Origin of the sequence: Pedobacter nutrimenti, assembly GCF_032678445.1 — a bacterium.
In the GTDB taxonomy this organism is placed as follows: domain Bacteria; phylum Bacteroidota; class Bacteroidia; order Sphingobacteriales; family Sphingobacteriaceae; genus Pedobacter; species Pedobacter nutrimenti_A.
Genome location: NZ_JAVTSQ010000003.1, coordinates 206,929 through 227,198 on the forward strand (window position 1 = coordinate 206,929; position 20,270 = coordinate 227,198).

16 protein-coding genes are annotated in these 20,270 nt (G+C 42.4%); 7 read left to right on the plus strand and 9 right to left on the minus strand.

Annotation, left to right across the window (positions count from 1 at the left end; all coding sequences use genetic code 11):
- Nucleotides 1–20 precede the first annotated feature (20 nt).
- The 3 genes from R2S08_RS05965 to R2S08_RS05975 are packed head-to-tail and all read right to left on the minus strand — an operon-like array spanning nt 21 to nt 4,236.
- A complete protein-coding gene (locus R2S08_RS05965) occupies nt 21–1,181 on the minus strand; it encodes an AGE family epimerase/isomerase (protein WP_316834284.1) in 1,161 nt (386 codons plus the stop codon).
- A 9-nt stretch (nt 1,182–1,190) separates the two neighbouring features.
- Nucleotides 1,191–2,369 carry a glycosidase gene (locus tag R2S08_RS05970; protein WP_316834285.1) on the minus strand — a complete coding sequence of 393 codons (1,179 nt, stop codon included), beginning with the start codon at nt 2,367–2,369 and terminating at the stop codon, nt 1,191–1,193.
- A gap of 22 nt (nt 2,370–2,391) precedes the next feature.
- A complete protein-coding gene (locus R2S08_RS05975; RefSeq protein ID WP_316834286.1) occupies nt 2,392–4,236 on the minus strand; it encodes a sodium:solute symporter family protein in 1,845 nt (614 codons plus the stop codon).
- Between the two features lie 220 nt (nt 4,237–4,456).
- On the opposite strand from R2S08_RS05975, the gene R2S08_RS05980 reads away from it, so the two are divergent.
- The 3 genes from R2S08_RS05980 to lat all read left to right on the plus strand — a co-directional run bounded on the left by R2S08_RS05980 (nt 4,457) and on the right by lat (nt 9,759).
- A complete protein-coding gene (locus R2S08_RS05980; RefSeq protein WP_316834287.1) occupies nt 4,457–5,332 on the plus strand; it encodes an AraC family transcriptional regulator in 876 nt (291 codons plus the stop codon).
- 119 nt (nt 5,333–5,451) lie between these two features.
- Nucleotides 5,452–8,226 carry a hypothetical protein gene (locus tag R2S08_RS05985; protein ID WP_316834288.1) on the plus strand — a complete coding sequence of 925 codons (2,775 nt, stop codon included), beginning with the start codon at nt 5,452–5,454 and terminating at the stop codon, nt 8,224–8,226.
- A 201-nt stretch (nt 8,227–8,427) separates the two neighbouring features.
- Nucleotides 8,428–9,759 carry an L-lysine 6-transaminase gene (lat, locus tag R2S08_RS05990; RefSeq protein WP_316834289.1) on the plus strand — a complete coding sequence of 444 codons (1,332 nt, stop codon included), beginning with the start codon at nt 8,428–8,430 and terminating at the stop codon, nt 9,757–9,759.
- A gap of 96 nt (nt 9,760–9,855) precedes the next feature.
- Here the strand turns inward: lat and R2S08_RS05995 are convergent, their stop codons facing one another.
- From R2S08_RS05995 to R2S08_RS06010, 4 genes are read right to left on the minus strand one after another with little or no spacing between them, the layout of a single operon-like run.
- A complete protein-coding gene (locus tag R2S08_RS05995; protein WP_316834290.1) occupies nt 9,856–11,217 on the minus strand; it encodes an acyl-CoA dehydrogenase family protein in 1,362 nt (453 codons plus the stop codon).
- Between the two features lie 46 nt (nt 11,218–11,263).
- Nucleotides 11,264–11,980, minus strand: coding sequence for a bacillithiol biosynthesis deacetylase BshB1 (gene bshB1 / locus R2S08_RS06000; protein WP_316834291.1), 717 nt, complete (start codon nt 11,978–11,980; stop codon nt 11,264–11,266).
- A 15-nt stretch (nt 11,981–11,995) separates the two neighbouring features.
- Complete coding sequence (locus tag R2S08_RS06005) at nt 11,996–12,493, minus strand: glutathione peroxidase (RefSeq protein WP_133781710.1); 498 nt, start codon at nt 12,491–12,493, stop codon at nt 11,996–11,998.
- 6 nt (nt 12,494–12,499) lie between these two features.
- Complete coding sequence (locus tag R2S08_RS06010; RefSeq protein ID WP_316834292.1) at nt 12,500–13,117, minus strand: DUF4294 domain-containing protein; 618 nt, start codon at nt 13,115–13,117, stop codon at nt 12,500–12,502.
- Between the two features lie 241 nt (nt 13,118–13,358).
- Between R2S08_RS06010 and R2S08_RS06015 the strand changes: the two genes are divergently transcribed.
- The 4 genes from R2S08_RS06015 (at nt 13,359) to R2S08_RS06030 (ending at nt 18,756) form a co-directional block, all read left to right on the plus strand.
- Entirely contained in the window at nt 13,359–15,572 is a 2,214-nt protein-coding gene (locus tag R2S08_RS06015) for a bifunctional (p)ppGpp synthetase/guanosine-3',5'-bis(diphosphate) 3'-pyrophosphohydrolase (protein WP_316834293.1), read from the plus strand.
- Nucleotides 15,573–15,635: 63 nt separating this feature from the next.
- Nucleotides 15,636–16,124, plus strand: coding sequence for a Fur family transcriptional regulator (locus R2S08_RS06020; protein ID WP_108553590.1), 489 nt, complete (start codon nt 15,636–15,638; stop codon nt 16,122–16,124).
- 37 nt (nt 16,125–16,161) lie between these two features.
- Nucleotides 16,162–17,439, plus strand: coding sequence for an adenylosuccinate synthase (locus R2S08_RS06025; protein WP_316834294.1), 1,278 nt, complete (start codon nt 16,162–16,164; stop codon nt 17,437–17,439).
- 66 nt (nt 17,440–17,505) lie between these two features.
- Nucleotides 17,506–18,756 (plus strand): anthranilate synthase component I family protein, encoded by a 1,251-nt coding sequence (locus R2S08_RS06030; protein WP_316834295.1) that lies wholly within the window; start codon nt 17,506–17,508, stop codon nt 18,754–18,756.
- A gap of 37 nt (nt 18,757–18,793) precedes the next feature.
- On the opposite strand, the gene R2S08_RS06035 is transcribed toward R2S08_RS06030, so the two are convergent.
- Entirely contained in the window at nt 18,794–19,624 is an 831-nt protein-coding gene (locus tag R2S08_RS06035; RefSeq protein WP_316834296.1) for a M48 family metallopeptidase, read from the minus strand.
- 3 nt (nt 19,625–19,627) lie between these two features.
- A complete protein-coding gene (gene plsY, locus R2S08_RS06040) occupies nt 19,628–20,269 on the minus strand; it encodes a glycerol-3-phosphate 1-O-acyltransferase PlsY (protein ID WP_133781696.1) in 642 nt (213 codons plus the stop codon).
- Nucleotide 20,270: the final 1 nt, after the last annotated feature.

Here is a 20,270-nt window from a genome sequence, read left to right on the forward strand (position 1 = left end):
GGTAAAGATAATGGCTTTTTTTATGCTGTCCTCTTAATAATTTCAATACATGCACGGCTGTTGTGGTACGGACATTTCCAGGGGCCAGTTTTATCTTGATTTGGCATTACCCGATCATCTGCACCGATTCCCCAAAACCATTCGCCATTATTTCTATCGATGATCCTGCTTTTTACAAATGTCCAGGCACCCATTGAAGCGGCAAGAAACTTCTCCTCTCCAGATAATTCCCAGGCCTTGTAAAATCCAAGCATTGCTTCAGCTTGTACCCACCAGTGTTTTTCGCGAACGACACGCTGCGAGGCGGGCTCGCAGGTGTACCACATTCCTCCATCAGCATCAAGGCCTTCCATAGACGCTGTTGACATTTTTAAGGTGATCACGTTAAATGCAGCAATCAGTTCTGCTTCTCCGGTCAGCTCTGCAGCTTCTTGTAACAACCAGGAGGCTTCAATGTCATGGCCATAGGATATGGTATCGGATTTCCGCGCCCAGTCTTCATCGAAGAGCAATCCCAAATGGCCTGTATCTGCCTCAATAATGGAGTTTCTGAAGTTTGCAAGAAGATCAAGCAATTGCTGTTTCAGTTCCTCATCTGGCCATATGCGGTATAAATTGCTCAAACCTTCCAGCACATGCAATTGGGTGTTCATGGTTTTAGATTCATCCAACAGTTCCCATTGCCGGCCAAAAGCCTCCAGGTAACCGCCTTTTTCTTTGTCCAGACCGTAACGGATCAGATCCTTATACAAGGCAACGGCATGGTCTTTTGCCACTTCTTTACCTGAAGCCATAAAGAATTCACTCATGGCATAAATAGTGTAAGCAATGGTATAGATCTGTTTTTTAGTGTCCAGCGGATTTCCTTTGGGATCTGCAGACCAATACACGCCACCAAATTCGTGATCAAGGAAATGATCTATGATATAATGATAGGCCCGGCCGGCATGTTCAAGATATTCAGGCAGCGGATTCAGATTATAGGCAGCTGCAAAAGACCATAAGATCCTGGCATGGAGCACAGCCCCTTTTGCTGCAGTTTCATCGATAATGTTGTCCTGATCAATTCTTCCCACAAAGCCACCATAATGATCATCAGGGGTAAAATCCATCCAGTAACTCAGGATGTTTGACAATTCCGATTGCAGTTCTGCTGCATATTTTTTTTCTTGATCCGCCACGTTATGTATTTAATGTTTCTTCACCAGCTGGTTGTTTTCAATATTGCTCAGAATAGTCTGTACGGTTGCCGTCGAGCGGAGGCCGTCTGCAGGCGTATTCATCACATAATCCAGTAATACAGCTAAGTTAGTGGTTGCAACGTGCATTCTTGTATCCGAAGAGGCATAATAAATAAATATTTTTCCATCTTCATCTAAAATCCAGCCATTACAGAAAACCACATTAGATACATCTCCAATTCTTTCTATACCCTCAGGCGCCAGAAAATAACCGGCTGGCTTATAAATTACCTTGGTCAGATCATGCAGATCAGTCATAAACAAATACAATACATACCTTAATCCCGCAGCTGTATTCCGTACTCCATGCGCCAAAAAAAGCCAGCCATGTTCCGTTTTAATTGGCTCCGGCCCCATACCGTTCTTCGCTTCGTAAACTGTATGGTACTGCTTGGGATCGACCACGGTTTCCTTTTCAATCACCGCTTGCTCCATGGAGGCACTGAGACCAAAACCAATGCCGCCACCTGTACCACTTTCAATAAAACCATCCTGCGGACGGGTAAAAAAAGCATAATGTCCGTCTACAAATTCCGGGTGCAGCACTACATTTCTTTGCTGAGGAGAGGGTGTTTTCAGATCAGCCAGACGTTCCCAGGTCTTCAGATCTTTGGTCCGGGCAATACCGCATTGTGCTACTGCCATCGACTGATCGTAAGCTGGAGCAGATGGATCTTTCCGTTCTGTACAAAACAGGCCGTACATCCAGCCATCCTCATGTGCGACAATACGCATATCATAAACATTGGTGTCTGGTTCTTCTGTTTCCGGTAAAATGACAGGTGCATCCCAAAAGCGGAAATGATCTATTCCATTCGGGCTCTCCGCAACAGCAAAAAAGGATTTTCTGTCTGCTGCCTCTACCCTAACCACCAGGATATATTTCCCGTTAAATTTAATTGCACCGGCATTAAATGCTGCATTAATCGCAATCCTTTCCAGTAAATTCGGGTTGCTTTCCGGTCTAAAATCGTATCGCCAGTTTAATGGGGCATGCGCAGCGGTTAACACAGGATGTTTGTACCGGTTATAAACCCCGTTGCCCTCTTCTATCATTTCGTTGTCCAGGGCAATCAGCCCCTCATAGCTGTCGTAAAGGTCTCGAACCTTCTTTTCAAAATTATTCATTTCTTATGATGCAGATAAATATCTAGTAATCGTTCAGTTTATTCCACCATGTTTTTTTAAGGACGGTGATGATAACTGCCAGGATCAATACGGTGATCACCAGTGGCAGCTTCTGCATCATGATCAGGTACATGGGCAGAATGGTTAGGCAGAGCTGGGCAATAATGCCCAGAACGACATTGAACATGTTTAACTTAAAGTTCCGGTTGGGCTCAAACGAGGGGTCATCGGCCAGGACCAGGTCGTTGACGGGTTTCCAAAACCCCCATGGCCGCACGGTGGTATAAAAAGATTTCAATACCGTTATTTCCGTAGGTTCAGCGGCGTAGGTTCCCAGGATACAGCCAGCCATAGACAGGATAAATAGGAAAGGCCAATAATAAAGGTCCAGTCCGGAAAGCACACCAAAGGATTTTAAAATGGCCAGAGCAATTGCAGGTACAATTCCAAACATCATGCCCCAGAAGAAGCCGTTTGCATTGAAACGCCACCAAAACCATTTCAACATGTTTGCAGCTACATAGCCACCATATAAACCAGAAACGATCCATTGCAATACTGTGTTCACATCTTTTACAAAAAGCCCCAGGATCACCCCGATGGCAACCACCAGTATGCCGACCAGATAGTTCATACGGATGATTTTTGTTGTACTGGCCTCCGGATTAACATATTTAAGGTAGATATCGTTCACAATATAGGCCTGAGCTGCATTTAAGGTTCCGCTGAAGGTTCCCATAAATGCACCAAGCAGCCCGGTAAGTACCAGCCCCAACACCCCTACCGGAAGGAAGGTATTGATGGCTGCCGGCAGGATCCTTTCAAAATCAGTAACACCATCCGGTCCTTTTAAATACAGCTGATTATAATACAACAATGCCAGGACAGTTAAGCCCATCACCATCGAGTACCGAATGGGTAACAGAATAATACTAACGAATCCAGTCATTTTACTGGCTTCCTCAGGGCTTTTTGTACTCAGTACCTTTTGCATATCATAATTTGGAGCCGGCCCGGCCAAAGAAGCAAATACACCTTTCATCAGCATCATACCGAAGAACAATCCGAACAGGCTAAAACCATCATCAGCTATCTTTTTATTGGCTTCAGCAGCAATTTTGCTCCAGTCGAGGTCAAGACGCCAACTAAAAAATGGATCGTCCCATCCCTTAGGAACATTTAAGGTCTGTCCATATAAATGTTGAAAGGCAATAATTCCAATAGAAATACAAGCAACCGTCATGATGATATATTTGATCACATCTCCCAGAACGATACTGTGCATTCCACCTATAATGGAATAGAACATGGCAAAAAGTGTGAATACGATTCCGTAGAAATGTGGTACATACCGATCGGAAAGCTCAAAGGGCACATAGGCCTTCACTTCGCTCCAGGGCACAAAAATCTCTATAAATTTCCCAAGCCCTACAAAACCATAAGCCAGAAAACCAAAGCAGCTGATCAGGGCAAATGCGATGACCACAACCTGAGAGCCCTTAACGCCTTTTCCGGAAATCCCGAAACGGGTAAGCAGCCATTCCGCTCCGGTATTGGCGTTGCTCTTGCGCAACCATTTACTCAAGAACATCATCATAAAAACCTGGTTGAACACCGGCCATAACCAGGGTATCCATATGCTTTTCAGGCCATACACAAAACAAAGGCTCACCATCCACATGGTTCCACTGATGTCGAACATGTCTGAAGCATCACTTAAGCCCAGCATATACCAGGGCAGGGATTTACCCCCCATTAAATAGCTATCTTTATTTTCTTTTGCTTTTTTTCGATACCATAGACCAATAAAAATGGTCAACAGCAGGTAGGCAAGAATGATACACAGATCAATACTTGTTAATCTCATGGTGTAGGCTTGTTGAGTAAGTGATTTAGGTTATTCAATAACGAACTAAAATTAGGCATCAATTTAGCATTAACAGTAATACTATTTTAACCAATCAGCATATAAATCTTATAATATCAAGATCTTTAAGACCTCAAACACTTAAACAGCTCCACATTTTGTTTATATTGCCTATAATGTTCTTTTATCTGAACTATAATACTTTTGAACGCTGCTAATTATGAACAACATCATTAAAGAAATTACACCGCTCACTCAGAACGACTGTTTTACCATCTTTTCCAGGGTAAAAAAGGAGTTTGATTTCCCACTTCATTTCCATGAAGAATATGAACTGAACCTGATCCTGAATGCTGCAGGAGCAAAGCGCATGGTTGGAGATAATATAGAAGAAATTACAGACATGGAGCTGGTACTTGTGGGTCCAAACCTTTCCCATGTATGGACTACGCACTATTGCAAAAGTGAGGAAATCACTGAAGTGACCATCCAATGGCACAGAGACCTGTTTGATGACAAAATGCTCAGAAGAAATCAACTCACCTTTATCAGGAGAATGTTTGAACGTTCAGTAAGAGGTATACTTTTCCCTAAAGAAACCGTAGAAAAACTATACAAAAGAATATTAGCCATTAACCAGCTCCAGGGTTTTGATTCTGTTCTCGAACTGATTAGCATTCTGCATGAGTTATCCACCTCTAAAAGCATGCGTGTTTTATCTGACGCAACATTCAATAATGATCAGGTTCTGAATTACAACAGCAGAAGGATCGACAAAGCCTTTGAATTTATGCATGCAAACTTCCATAAACCCATCAATCTGAAAGACTTATCCAAACTGGTTAGCATGACCGAGGTTTCCTTTAGCCGTTTCATCAAAAAGAGGACAGGTAACACCTTTATTGACAGTCTGAACGATATCAGGCTGGGACATGCGACCCGGATGCTCATTGAAACAACACATTCTGTGGCAGAGATATCCTATAACTGTGGTTTTAACAACATCTCTAATTTTAACCGTTTATTTAAAAAGAAAAAACGCTGTACCCCAAAAGAGTTCAGGGAGAATTTTTCGGGAACCAGGGTCTTCATCTAAATTGAACCGAGGAAATAATCCCATGATCATTTGCAAAGGAGCGGACAAAAATGATTTCTAATTAGAAAGGATTTAATATCTTCAGGAAAGATTTGAACTCTGCAGATAGTCGCTCCATTATGAAAACAAAAAATCTCTTCTTGTTTTTTGTCCTTTGCTATCCTCTTTTCTTTCCAGGCTTAAGCTTTGGACAGTTATCTCCAAAATCTCCGCTAAACCAGTTTCTTTCCAATATCAACCTGAATACGGATAGCCTTGCTCTGGAAAAATTATATATTCAAACCGATAAACCTTCTTATCTGGCTGGAGACACGCTATGGTTTAAGGGATATTTACTCCAGGCTTCTCTTCAAAATTATTCACAAAAAAGCGGAGTACTTTATCTTGAGCTTGTCAATGACAGCAACCGGCTTTTGCAAAGAATTATGGTACCGGTTTACAAAGGGATGACGACGGGCTATATACCCATGGACAGTGACAAGCCTGAAGGCAATTATACCCTGAGGGCTTATACCAACTGGATGAGAAATTTTGGGGAAAGTTATGTTTTCCAAAAACAATTTTACCTTGGTACAAATTATAGTTCTGCCTGGCTGATTAACTACAGGACCTCTGCTGAAAAGCAAGACAATCAACGCCATGTAAAACTGGACATTCAGATCAAACAGTTTGATCAGTTCCCTGTGGGTTTAAGGGAAATGCGGCTGTCTGTTACCGGTGAAAAAAGAACTTTGTTAAATACCAGGACGGAAACGCTCGCTGATGGCAAGCTGCACCTCGATTTTGAACTGCCAGAGAAAACCAGTGCCAAAAACCTTTCCCTGAACATTGAAGACCTTCGCAAAAGCCAGGAAAAACGTAAGATAAGTATGCCTCTGGTATTAGATCGACCAGAAAAGATGGATCTTCAGTTCCTTCCTGAGGGTGGTCAACTTGTTAGCGGCTTGCCTGCAAGAATTGCTTTCAAAGCACTCAATGAACAAGGCTATGGCGTGGCTATAGCGGGAAAAGTATACAACAACCAACAGCAGGAAGTAGCCACTTTCAACGCCCAGCATGCTGGAATGGGTACATTCAATTTTGTTCCACAGGATACCGGACCTTACACGGCCAGAATCAAATTACCGGACAGCTCATTTAAAGATTATCCCTTACCTGAGGTGAGCCAAAAGGGAATCACCCTCCAGATTGTTAACCCGTTTAACGCGGACTCCTGCATTGTGAAGGTGCGTGCCAGCCCCGGTATAGCCACGAACAGCCGCTATTATTACCTGATTGCAATGGCCGGAAATATAGTCTACTGGGGAGCCACGGTTGATCTTAAAAAGGAAGTATGCAATTATAAAGTGGATAAAAAGATCTTTCCAACTGGAATTGTACGTTTCCTGTTGACCGACGAAAATCATAGAACCTGGAATGAACGCCGGATCTACAACGACCTTGGAGATCAGCTTAACATCCAGTGCAGCATGAACAAAGCAAGCTACAGGCCCCGGGACAGCGTGGCTTTAGACATTCTGGTAAGGGATAAAGAAGGTAAACCTGTACCCGGCACTTTTTCTCTTGCTGTAACCGATGATTCCCAGGTAAAAACAGACGCTAACGCAACATCTATTCTAAGCTACCTGCTGTTGTCATCAGATCTGAAAGGACATATTGAGCAACCCGGATATTATCAAAATGCCGCCCTGCAATCTGCTAAATGGCAGCATCTGGACCACTTGCTGTTGTGCCAGGCTTGGGCTGGATATGACTGGAGCGAAGCGCTCAAGTCTGTTAAAGCGTTCTCCTACCCTTCGGAGGAAGAATTTCTGATTAAAGGAAAAGTAACCAACATGTTTAACAAGCCGGTAGCGAAATCTGAAATTGTTTTAATATCAAAAAAGCCAGCAATGATTTTAGATACCATAACAAATGATAAGGGAATTTTCACATTTAAAGGTGTTTTTCCAACAGATACCGCTTCATTTTTCATCAGTGCAAAAAATAAGCGGGGCAAAAGCTTTAATGTAGGAATTGAAGTGGAGGAGTTTAAACCACCGGTGTTTAGCCCAGTCAATGAAAGGCTACTGCCATGGTTTGTCAATATAGATACCAGTACTTATTTAGCTGTAAATAAACAGGTCAATCTAAAGAAAGAGCAGTTACGCAAAACCGGAGGCAATATGCTGAAGGAAGTGATCATCAAAACGAAAAGAATAATTAAGGATTCCAAAAACCTCAATGGCCCTGGTCAGGCAGATCTGATTATTGATGAAACACAGCTGGAAAAAGAAGGAAAGACAAGTCTGGAAGATCTTCTGAATAAGAACCTAAAGGGTTTCGGGGTAAGAACGACCAAAACCGGGCTGCGCTATTATAGCGTCTATCGCAGTTTTGTTCATCTGGTAGTAGACGGAATAAATACTGATTTTTTTATCACAGATCTGGCATCCCGTTATCAGTACCTTAAAGATATATTTGATTATTTTGATGCTGAGGAAATTAAAGGTATCGAAGTAATGATCAGCGGAAAATACATGACGAGTTATGCTATTCAGTTTCTTGATCCAATGGAACACCACTGGGACCATGTCTTCATAGAAGTGACTACCCGGGGAGGTAAAGGCCCCTTCCTAAAAAAGAGTGTTGGAACCTATCTTTATAAGCCTATGGCTTTTACCCTCCCTAAAGCCTTTTATTCGCCAAAATATTCGCCCAACAGTCAGGCAGATCAGACAGATATCCGTTCTACTGTATTTTGGGCACCCAATATCATCACTGATCAGCATGGAAAAGCAGCAGTAAGTTTCTTTGCTGCCGACAATCCAGGCACTTACACCTTTATTATAGAGGGTACGGATCTGCAAGGGCATTTAGGAACGCAAAGAAAACAAATTGTGATTGGCAAATGAGAAAAAAAGCCGGAATCAATTGACTTTTTGTATAAATAAAGGAAGAAAATTTATTCACATTTGTTAGACCAAAACCGATTCTATTACAAAATCATACTTTAAACAGTTTAAACCTAGTTTTTGTCTTTTGAGTTCAAATAGTGCCCAGATTTGTTAATTAGGGGGTTTTTATTACATTTGACACATACCAAAATAAAAACTATGTACCAGTTAACTGTAGCACCAGGTGAAGTGAATGAAGTTCTAGGAAAACATATTTTAGCCGATGGTTATGATATGACCTACGATATGGACAAGAGTCAGGGTACCTATATCTATGATGCGAAGTATGAACGTAAACTGCTTGATTTTTTCACCTGCTTTGCTTCTGTTCCTTTGGGATACAACCACCCTAAAATGATCCATGATGAAGCTTTCAAGAAGAATCTTTTGGCTGCTGCCATTGCCAATCCGTCAAATTCTGATGTATACACACAGCAATACGCGCAATTTGTAGATACTTTCTCTAAAATTGGTATCCCCTCTTACTTACCGCATGCTTTTTTCATTGCCGGAGGTTCTTTAGCTGTGGAAAATGCGCTTAAAGTAGCGATGGATTGGAAAGTGCAAAAAAACTTTGCAAAAGGCTACAAAGAAGAGAAGGGTTTTAAAGTTTTGCATTTTGAGAAAGCTTTTCATGGCCGCAGTGGCTATACCTTAAGTTTAACGAATACACTGCCGGATAAGACCAAATGGTTTGCTAAATTTGACTGGCCAAGGGTATCTGTACCCACTATAAAATTCCCGCTGGAAGGAGACAACCTGGCTCTGGCTGCACGAACTGAAGAAATTTCTATAGCTCAGGTGAAGCAGGCCTTTGCAGAAAACAAAGATGAGATTTGCGCCATTATTATTGAACCCATACAATCTGAAGGAGGTGATAACCATTTAAGAGAAGAATTTCTAATTCAGCTTAAAACCCTTGCCGATGAAAATGAGGCTTTCCTGATCTATGACGAAGTACAAACGGGGGTTGGTTTAACCGGCAAGTTCTGGTGTCATCAGCATTACAGCGAGCAAGCACGCCCGGACATCCTTGCTTTCGGCAAAAAAATGCAGGTATGTGGTATTTTGGTAGGGGATAAAGTAGATCAGGTAGAGGGAAATGTGTTCAAAATTCCTTCGAGAATTAACTCAACATGGGGCGGAAACCTGGTTGATATGGTACGTTCCACTCAAATTTTGCAAATTGTACAGGAAGATCAGCTTTGCGACCATGCCGCAGAGGTTGGACAATACCTGAAAGAACAATTGCATACACTGGCTTCCAAATACGATAAAATCAGCAATGTACGGGGTAAGGGACTTTTATGTGCTTTTGATTTCCCGGGAAAGGATATGCGCAATGCTTTTATTCAGAAAGGAATGGATAAAAATGTCATGTTCCTGGGTTGCGGCAATCAGACTATTCGCTTCAGGCCGGCCTTGTGCATAGAAAAACAACATATTGATGAGGGTATAGCGGTGATGGAGCAGATTTTACCTTCTTTATAATGAACAAAAGCAGGACTAGAGTTATTCTTGCAATTTTGGTATTGGTACTGTAAGTCTTTCAAAAAAGCCCTTTGATCATTAAAGGGCTTTTTCTTGTTAAACAAAGGCAGAGAAGCCGGTTATGGCCCGTCCAACAATCAGTGAATTGATCTCTTTGGTTCCTTCGTAGGAATAAATCGCTTCTGCATCTGCCACAAAACGGGCAACATCGTATTCCAGCAAAATACCATTTCCTCCCATTACTTCTCTTGCCCGGCTCACCACATCACGGGTTCGCATAGAGCAAAATACTTTTGCCAGTGATGCATGTTCATCTGTCAGTATTCCCTGATCTTGTAATTGCGACAAACGGAAACAAAGGGTTTGCATAGCGGTCAGATTAGACAACATTTCAACCAGGTGATTTTGGATAAGCTGGTAAGAAGCGATGGGTTTACCAAACTGCTTTCTGGTCCGGGTATAGGCTAATGCGCTTTCATAAGCTCCTCTTGCACAACCAACAGCCTGCCAGGCTACTCCTGCCCGGGTCATCCGCAGTACCTTAGCTGTGTCTTTAAAGGAATTGGCTTCCTGCAGGCGGTCTTCTTCATTTACTTCGCAGTTGGTTAGGGTGATCAGTCCGTTTTGTACAATGCGAAGCGCCATTTTATCCTGTATTTTTTCTACGGCAAAACCTTTGGCCCCTTTTCTGACCAGGAAGCCCTTCACCTGGTTATCATCCAGATCTCTTGCCCAGATAATAGTGACGTCTGAAAAAGTTGCATTTCCGATCCACTTTTTCTGCCCATTCAGCACCCAGGTATTGCCGGTTCGTTTAGCAGTGGTGGTTAAGCCTCCTGCAGCACCTGAACCTACCTCCGGTTCGGTTAAGCCAAAGGCCCCAATGGTTTTAAATTGTTGCATGGAAGGTAGCCACTCTTGCTTCTGGGCCTCTGAACCCAACAGATAGATGGAACCCATTGCCAGTCCGCTCTGGACACCAAAAAAGGTAGAGATAGAGGTATCCACTCTGGCCATTTCCATGGCCAGCATACCTTCCATCAAGTTGGAGCGCCCGGGACAACCATAACCCGTATAAGTTAAACCGCAAATATTCAGTTCTGCAATTTTTGGGATCAGTTCAAACGGAAATTCGGCTTTAAGCCAATATTGATTCACAATAGGTTTCACTTCTTTTTCCAAAAAGGCCCTTACCTTAAGCTGAAGTGCGCGGTCTTCATCTTTTAAGGCTTCATCACCCAGGTGATAAAAATCGCCTTCTATTGGTGGTAATTCTCTTTTTTTTGAAGGAGTTCCCAGCATTTTCATTAAGCCGTTGAGCTGGGTTTCATCAAGATGAGAAAAGGAGTCGACCACTTTGGGGAGATCAACTTTTTTGGAGAGTTCTTCAAGTTTCTGAAAATCTACATGCTTAAACAGACGATAAGCATTTTTTAAAGAGGAGAAAAGATTAGACATAGTTTCTGTTTTTAGTAAAAACAGAAACTATGGACTTTTGTTGGATTTATCTCAAATCGAAAAGATTGTCTACGCCCAGCAATTTACGGCTGGTGAAACCTTCACCGTAAGTGGCTCCGATCGATTTGCCAAATTCTCTGGCCCGCCCTATGACACTCTCAAAAAATTCGGGCGAGGAAATATAAGTTTCCTGCTCCTGGTGATCCGGGTTGAAAAACTGTGTTTTAAAGGCTTTGATAGAAGCAATTTTGGTTTCTATATAAGGCGTAATGTCCACAATAATGTCTGGCCTGATGTAATGGTCCTGTATGTACTGAAAATTCAATCTCGGTCTCCAGGCTTCCTGCACCTTTCCATCCAGTTCCGTTATGATCTTTGGTAATCCGGATAAAAAACAAGCATCATTGGCCAGGTCTCCTGCCCTTCCATGATCCGGGTGTCTGTCCTGAAGAGCATTACTGAATACGATTTCAGGCTGGTATTTGCGGAGCATCTTAATGAGTTCCAGCTGGTGTTCCTCATCATTTTTAAAAAATCCATCTTTAAGACGGAGGTTTTCCCGGGCATGCAGCCCAAGGATTTTCGCAGAGTTGGCGGCTTCTTCGTCCCGGAGTTCTGCTGATCCGCGTGTGCCCAGCTCTCCTCGGGTAAAATCTACAATGCCTACTTTTTTTCCTAGGGCAATATGTTTTAATATCGTCCCTGAACAGCCCAGTTCGGCGTCGTCGGGATGTACGGCAAAAACCAGTATATCTAGCTTCATAATGTAATCTGTTTTTTATAGCAAACGCATGATCTTCTTTTTCACCTTAGAAGACATGGGCTTTGTGAAAGGAAAAAAGTAGTCGACTACTTCTCCCTGTTTATTGATGAGGTATTTATGGAAATTCCAGCGGGGGGTAGAGGTCATCTTCCCGTTGAGTTTTTTGTCTGAAAGAAATTTATAAATGGGATGTGCCTGATTGCCCCGGACCATGATCTTTTCAAAGACCGGAAACTCAACACCGTAATTAACCTGGCAGAATTCACTGATCTGCTCCCCTTCCAGCGGCTCCTGCCTTCCAAAATCATTGGAAGGAAAGGCAAGGATCTCAAATCCTTTATCCTTTAACTCTGCCCGTAACTCCTGCAGTTCTTTAAGCTGTGGAACAAAACCGCAGGCAGAGGCAATATTGACCACCAGCAGGACTTTATCTTTATAAGCGGAGAGGTTCTTTTCTAAACCATTAAGGAGTTTCGCCTTAAACTGATGGATACTTTTGGAATGATCGGTCATTAGGTTTTATTGATAATAGCCAGAAGAAATGATGATGGATTCTATATCCCGGTCTTCGCTTGGGCTGTATGTACTTTTTAAATTGTGACCGACTACTCTGGCCACAGATTGGTATAAAAATGCGGTAAAGCCGCCTTTGGTTTGTTTGACAATATCGTAAGTTGTCCTTCCAAGTTCGCGGTCTACCAGCTTGGTTAAGATCTGTCCTTGGGTAATGGTCAGTTCTTTGATCTCTTTATTGAACATTTGCTTGATTTCCTGATCGCAGGCTTTGACCAGCTTTTTTTGCTCTTTCTTATCTGAAGTTAGGGCCAGATCTTTTTCCAATTGTTCATAGCGTCTTTTGGCAAACAACGCATAAGGCATTACCTTCAGTACATTATACCTTAAGCGGTTAAAAGCTGTGCGCTCTTCTGGTGTTTTAAAAATCCGTTCGCCATAGATCACCACCTCTTTAAGCGACATCCAGGGAATCATTTCCCCGTCTACATTGGTTCCGGCTACTTTAATGGTATCATTCTTTCCCAGCACCGGCATTTTTACCGGCGCAGTTGTCTCCTGGCCCCTTGCAGTAGTGCCTGTAATAATGACAATTAACAGAATAAATAACCTATAAAATTTCATAAATTTATACTCCTGCAAAGTTAAAGCAATTTTATATATTAGGTTCCATCTGAACTTCTAATTTTGTGCTCAGAAAAGGTGATGGCCACCTAACTAACTAATATAGCGTTTTAACGGAAAACACGCAGTAATTATTACGAAAAAAATACAATTGAATACCACCGGAACAAAGCTGAAAACACACAGTATGCAGCGTTTATACCGGTGGTATTCTGTAGAATAAAAAAGAAAGAACCTACAAATGAAGAACACATTGGTGATAGATCTGGAAGCAGAAAAAAAGGAAATCCTGAAGAGATACAGGGCCCTTTTGCGTGCGTGTAAGCCAACATTACAGCGAGGGGATAAAAAAGAGATCAGGAAAGCATTTGATATGGCCCTGGAAAGCCATAAAAATATGAGGAGGAAATCTGGAGAACCTTATATCTACCATCCTATTGCTGTGGCCCAGATTGCCGCAGAGGAAATTGGATTGGGTACCACTTCTATTGTTTGCGCCCTGCTGCATGATGTTGTTGAAGATACAGACATTACCCTTGAGGATATTGAAAGAGAATTTGGAAAGAAAACGGCCAAAATCATTGATGGCTTAACCAAGATCTCGGGTGTCTTTGACTACAACAGTTCGCTCCAGGCAGAAAATTTCCGAAAAATGCTCCTGACCCTTGCAGATGATGTAAGGGTGATCCTGATTAAGCTTGCCGACCGTTTGCACAACATGCGGACCATGGATTTTATGCCAAGGCAGAAACAATTGAAGATTGCTTCTGAAACCATTTATCTCTATGCACCGCTGGCACACAGACTTGGACTTTATGCCATTAAATCTGAGCTGGAAGATTTGTCTATGAAATATCTGGAGCCGGATACATACAAATATATAGCCACCCAGCTGAACGAGAAAAAAGCGGAGCGGAACCTTTTTATCAAGAGATTTGTGGAGCCCATCAATGAGATTCTGGCAGAACAGGGTCTGGTGGCCGATATTTTTGGACGACCTAAGTCCATCCACTCCATCTGGAACAAGATGAAAAAGAAAAATATCCCTTTTGAAGAGGTATATGATCTTTTTGCCATCAGGATCATCCTGGACAGTCCGCCTGAGCATGAAAAAGCGGATTGCTGGAAAGCCTATTCCATTGTAACCGATCTGTACCGGCCGAATCCCGACAGACTGCGCGACTGGGTGTCATCGCCGAAGGGAAATGGCTATGAATCCCTCCATACCACGGTAATGGGACCTAAAGGTCAGTGGGTGGAGGTTCAGATCCGTACGCAGCGGATGAATGAAATTGCAGAGAAGGGTTTTGCCGCCCACTGGAAATACAAAGAGTCCAGCAACGACAATGGCCTGGATCAGTGGATCATGAAAGTACGGGAAATGCTGAACAATCCGGAAGCCAATGCACTGGATTTTCTGGATGATTTCAAAATGAACCTGTTCTCTGATGAGATCTTTATTTTTACACCTAAAGGTGCTTTATTGCAATTGCCTTTGGGTGCTACCGCACTGGATTTTGCTTTCGAGATCCATACAGATGTTGGTGCAAAATGCATCGGAGCAAAGGTGAACCACAAACTGGTTCCTTTATCCCATAAACTACAAAATGGTGACCAGGTAGAGATCATCACCTCTGGCAAACAGGTCCCCAAAGAAGACTGGCTGAACATTGTGGTTACCGCAAAAGCCAAGTCTAAAATAAAATCTTCCTTAAAAGAGGAAAAGAGAAAGATTGCCGAACTGGGTAAGGAGATCCTGGAGCGCAAATTAAAATCGCTGAAGATCACTTACAACACGGATAACCTGAACAAACTGAGTTATTTCTTTAAATTACCTTCGACCCAGGAGCTGTTCATCTCCATTGCCAATGGCAAAATAGAATTGAAAGACCTTAAAGATTATCTGGCTGCAGAGAAGGAAATTGAGAACCGCAGTGGGACATCGGAAAAAAATGATCATCAGCAGATTGAAGCGTTGCTGAGCAAGGTAAAAGGTCCGGAATCTGACATCCTGTTAATTGGGGAAGATCTGCAAAAGATAGATTATAACCTGGCGGCATGTTGTAATCCAATCCCCGGAGACGATGTTTTTGGTTTTGTGACCGTGAGCGAGGGCATCAAAATCCACCGGACCAATTGTCCGAATGCCGCGCAACTGATGGCCAACTATGGTTACCGGATTGTAAAAGCAAAATGGAACCGTCAGAAAGAACTGACTTTCCTGACCGGCCTGCACATTATTGGAATTGATGACGTGGGTTTAATCAATAATATCACTAAGGTTATTTCGAACGATTTCAAAGTAAACATGCGTTCTATTACTGTAGACACGGATAATGGAATTTTTGATGGTTCGATTATGATCTATGTAAATGATAAAGAGCACTTAGATAAACTGATTGAAAATTTACTGGAAGTTCGGGGCGTAACCGGAGTGACACGCTTTGATGCCTAAAATTAGGAATAAATCCTAAGTTTTATTTAGAAAAATGATACCTTTGAAAGGAGTTTGAAAACTATGTCTACAAATCACAACAGCGAGTTGGTTAGAAAAATATTTGAAGCCTACCTCGAAAATAAAGCACTTAGAAAAACACCTGAACGTTTTGCTATACTGGAAGAGATCTATTCAAGAGATGATCATTTCGATGTAGAGACCCTCTATATCCATATGAAAAATCAGAAATACAGGGTAAGCAGGGCTACGGTGTACAATACACTGGAATTATTGGTATCCTGTGATCTGGTGACCAAACATCAGTTTGGCAAGAACATGGCCCAGTTTGAAAAGTCGTATGGCTATCATCAGCACGACCATATCATCTGCATTGATTGTGGTAAAGTGGTTGAATTTTGTGATCCGCGGATTCACCAGATCCAAAGTATGGTTGGAGAGTTGCTTAAATTTGACATCAAGCACCACTCTTTAAACCTTTACGGTGTTTGCTTTGACTGCAAAGCAAAATCGGCGGTAAATGAAAAGGCTGAAACAGAACATGCTAATTAATAAATATCCAATTATAATATTTTCTTAAATTAAAATAATGACGCAAGTAGATGTGCTTCTTGGCCTGCAATGGGGCGACGAGGGCAAAGGTAAAATTGTTGACGTTCTTAGTCCACAATATGATTTGATCGCTCGTTTCCAAGGCGGACCAAATGCCGGCCATACTTTAGAATTTGATGGCAAAAAATTTGTTTTGAATACCATTCCTTCAGGTATTTTTAATGAGAAAACCATGAATTTGATTGGTAATGGTGTTGTAATTGACCCTATCATCTTAAAAAGAGAATTAGATAACCTTAAAGCTGCCGGACACGATCCTGTTGCAAAAGGCAAACTGGTTATTGCACGCAAAGCACATTTAATATTGCCGACCCACCAGTTACTGGATGCTGCAAATGAGCAAAAAATGGGTAAGGACAAGATTGGATCTACCCTTAAAGGTATTGGTCCAACTTATATGGACAAAACCGGCCGCAATGGTTTACGTATCGGGGATACTACTTTACCCGATTTCAAAGACCGCTACAACAAACTGGTGGAGAAACATAAAGAAATTTTGTCTCACTATGACTTTGAGTACGATCTTACCGAAAAGGAGGCTGCTTTCTTTGAAGCCATTGAGTTCATTAAATCTATTCCTCATGTAGACAGTGAGCATTTTGTGAATGCTTACCTGAAAGAAGGAAAAACTGTTTTGGCAGAAGGTGCTCAGGGTACTTTACTGGACGTTGACTTCGGATCTTATCCTTTTGTAACCTCTTCTAACACCACTACTGCAGGTGCATGTACAGGTTTAGGTATTGCTCCAAACAAAATCGGACATGTATTTGGTATTTTTAAAGCATACTGTACCCGTGTAGGAGGTGGTCCTTTCCCTACGGAACTGGAAAATGAAATTGGCGAAACTTTACGTCAGGTTGGACATGAATTTGGTGCAACAACAGGCCGTGCCCGTCGTTGCGGTTGGATTGATCTTCCGGCATTGAAGTATGCTATTATGCTGAATGGGGTAACTGAACTGATTATGATGAAAGCGGATGTATTAGATGGTTTTGATACCATTTATGCCTGCACGCATTATGAGCACAATGGGGAAACCATTGACTATATGCCTTATGACATCATTTCTGTTAAGCCTACGCCTGTTTTAAAGGCTATTGAGGGCTGGAAAACTGACGTTACTAAAGTGAGCAAGGTAGAAGAGATTCCTGCAAAACTGAGCGAATATATTGCTTTCCTGGAAAAGGAACTGGAAGTGCCTGTAAAATACCTTTCTGTAGGTCCGGACAGGGTTCAAACTTTAGAGCTGAACTAAATATTACATTTTTATATAAAAAGGCACCCCTGTGGTGCCTTTTTTTGTTTTAACTTTGGCCGACCAATGAGGAGACCAGACCTTTTATTTAAACAGAAAGCACTTGCATGGGCAAGTTCCTTTGATGTTTGCTGCATACTTGATTCCAATGGCTATACGGATCAGTATCAGAAATTTGATCTGCTGATTGCGGCAGGTGCCAGACGGCAACTTCGTATATCCAGCGGCATGGCATTTAATAGTTTAAAGGATTTTTATGAGGAGCATCAGAACTGGATGTTTGGATTACTGGGTTATGACCTTAAGAACGAGGTCGAAAATCTTCATTCAGAAAACCCGGATACCCTGGATTTTCCTGATCTTTTCTTTTTTGTTCCCGAACATCTGATTGCCATTAAAGATGCCCGGCCAGAGGTGCTTTTAGGAAACCCGGAAATCTTACAGGAAATCCTACAACAAGAGCTCCATCCTTCTAAAGCCTCTTTTGAGCAAAAGATTGAAAGCAGAATGAGCAAACAAACCTACCTGGATAAGGTAGAAGAATTGCAGCGCCATATCCACCTGGGAAATATCTATGAAGTGACCTTTTGCCAGGAATTTTTTGCTGAACATGCCGCTATAGATCCAGTTGCGGTGTATGAAAAACTGATTAACATCTCTCCTACTCCATTTGCCGGCTTTTTTAAGATCGGTGAACAATATATCCTTTCTGCAAGTCCGGAAAGATTTTTATCCAAAAAGGGTCGGACCCTGATTTCCCAGCCCATTAAAGGCACAGCCCGCAGAAGTCATCATCCTGAGGCAGATCAAAGAATTAAGAGCCTGCTTAAGGAGGATCTGAAAGAGCAGACAGAAAATGTAATGATTGTAGATCTTGTCCGTAACGACCTGACTAAAAGCGCCCTTCCGGGAACAGTTAAAGTGGAGGAGTTGTTTGGAGTCTATTCCTTTCCGCAGGTGCATCAGATGATTTCGACCATCACCTGCGAGCTTCGCCCCGGATTGCATTTTATCGATGCCATCAGAAATACATTTCCAATGGGCTCTATGACTGGCGCACCAAAAATCAAGGCGATGGCGCTTATTGAGCAACAGGAATGCCGTAAAAGAGGGGCTTATTCAGGTTCCATAGGCTATATCAATCCAGATGGAGATTTTGACTTCAATGTCGTGATCAGAAGCATTTTATACGAGGCTAAAAAGCAGTATTTATCTTTCCAGGTGGGGGGAGCCATTACGTACAGCTCTGTTCCGGAAAAAGAATATGAAGAATGTATACTAAAGGCTTCGGCCATCATAGAAACATTAAAGGGCTGAAACCAGCCCTTTAATGTTGTAAATTAATTCTCCTTAGTTATTTGTTGGGTTTGCCCGTTGGGGAGTTAAAATAGCGTTGTGCCTCTGGCAGATCTCTTTGAATTTGAGCAATCCTGGTTTCATCGGCCGGGTGGGTACTTAAAAACTCAGGCGGTTTCTGACCACTTTGGCTTGCTGAAGCCATTCTTTGCCAAAAACTTACTGCATTTGCAGGATTATAACCCGCCATAGACATAAAGATCAAACCTAAATGATCTGCTTCAAGTTCTTGCGTTCTGGAGTTTGGAAGCAGATAAAAGCCTTGTGCACCCACTCCATAAACCTGACTGATCAATTGCTGCGTGGCTTGTGAACTGTTTCCTGTCGCTGCACCTAATAGACCTCCCAGACCTTGAGCGACAGCTGCTTTGGAAGCACGTTCTGAGGAGTGTCTGGCTACCGCATGGGCGATCTCATGTCCCATTACCGTGGCAAGGCCTGCATCGTCTTTGGTTACCGGCAAAATACCGGAATAAACCGCTACTTTTCCTCCGGGCATGCACCAGGCGTTTAATTCCTTACTGTCAATGAGGTTAAATTCCCAATTGAAACCTTGTATTTGTTCGGCATAACCATTAGCCGTCATGTATTTTGTAACCGCTGATGCAATTTTCTGTCCGATCCGTTTTACCCTTGCGGCATCGGCATTGTTCAGTACTTTGGTTTGAGGATCTTTCAGCAATGTAGTGTAACTCTGTGCAGCAGCCGTCTGCATCTCGCTCTCGTTCACAAAACTTAAGCGGTTACGTCCGGAAAGCGGTACTGTTGAACAGGAATACCCAACCATTACTGCGATTGCAGCAACACCTATCAATTGAAATTTCTTCATAATTTATTTCCTTTTAAACAGATATACTTTAGATTCCTTGCCTTTTAGGAGTCGCTCCAGATTTTTCTGGTGCGTCACTAAAATCAGTATGCAAACACACATTCCGTACAACACTTCTGACTTCACGCTGGAATGAAATATAAATATAATTCCCAGCGGAAAGGTAAAGCCTGCACATATAGAACTGAGCGAAACGTATTTAGTGACCAGCAGGACGACAACAAAGACCAGAACGCAAAGTAAAGCTGCTGGAAAGTTAACTGCTAAAATCATTCCAAAAAGAGTAGCAACCCCCTTTCCTCCCCTAAAACCAGCAAAAACAGGAAATAAGTGCCCCATAACAGCTGTAACACCGAGGGCAAGTTCATAATTGATAAACTGGGAGGAATTATGTGGTCCGGTCACAGACAGACCGATAAAATAGGCTAATTTAGTTGCTGTATATCCTTTCAGTATGTCTATAGTCATCACGGCTATGCCAGCTTTTTTACCAAGAACCCTAAAGGTATTGGTCGCTCCGGCATTCCCGCTTCCATACTCCCGAACATCCACTCCGTAAAATGCCTGGCCAAGCCATACTGCGGTGGGTATAGAACCAAAAAGATAGGCAATCAGCACCGCTGAAATAGAATAGATAGAGATCATA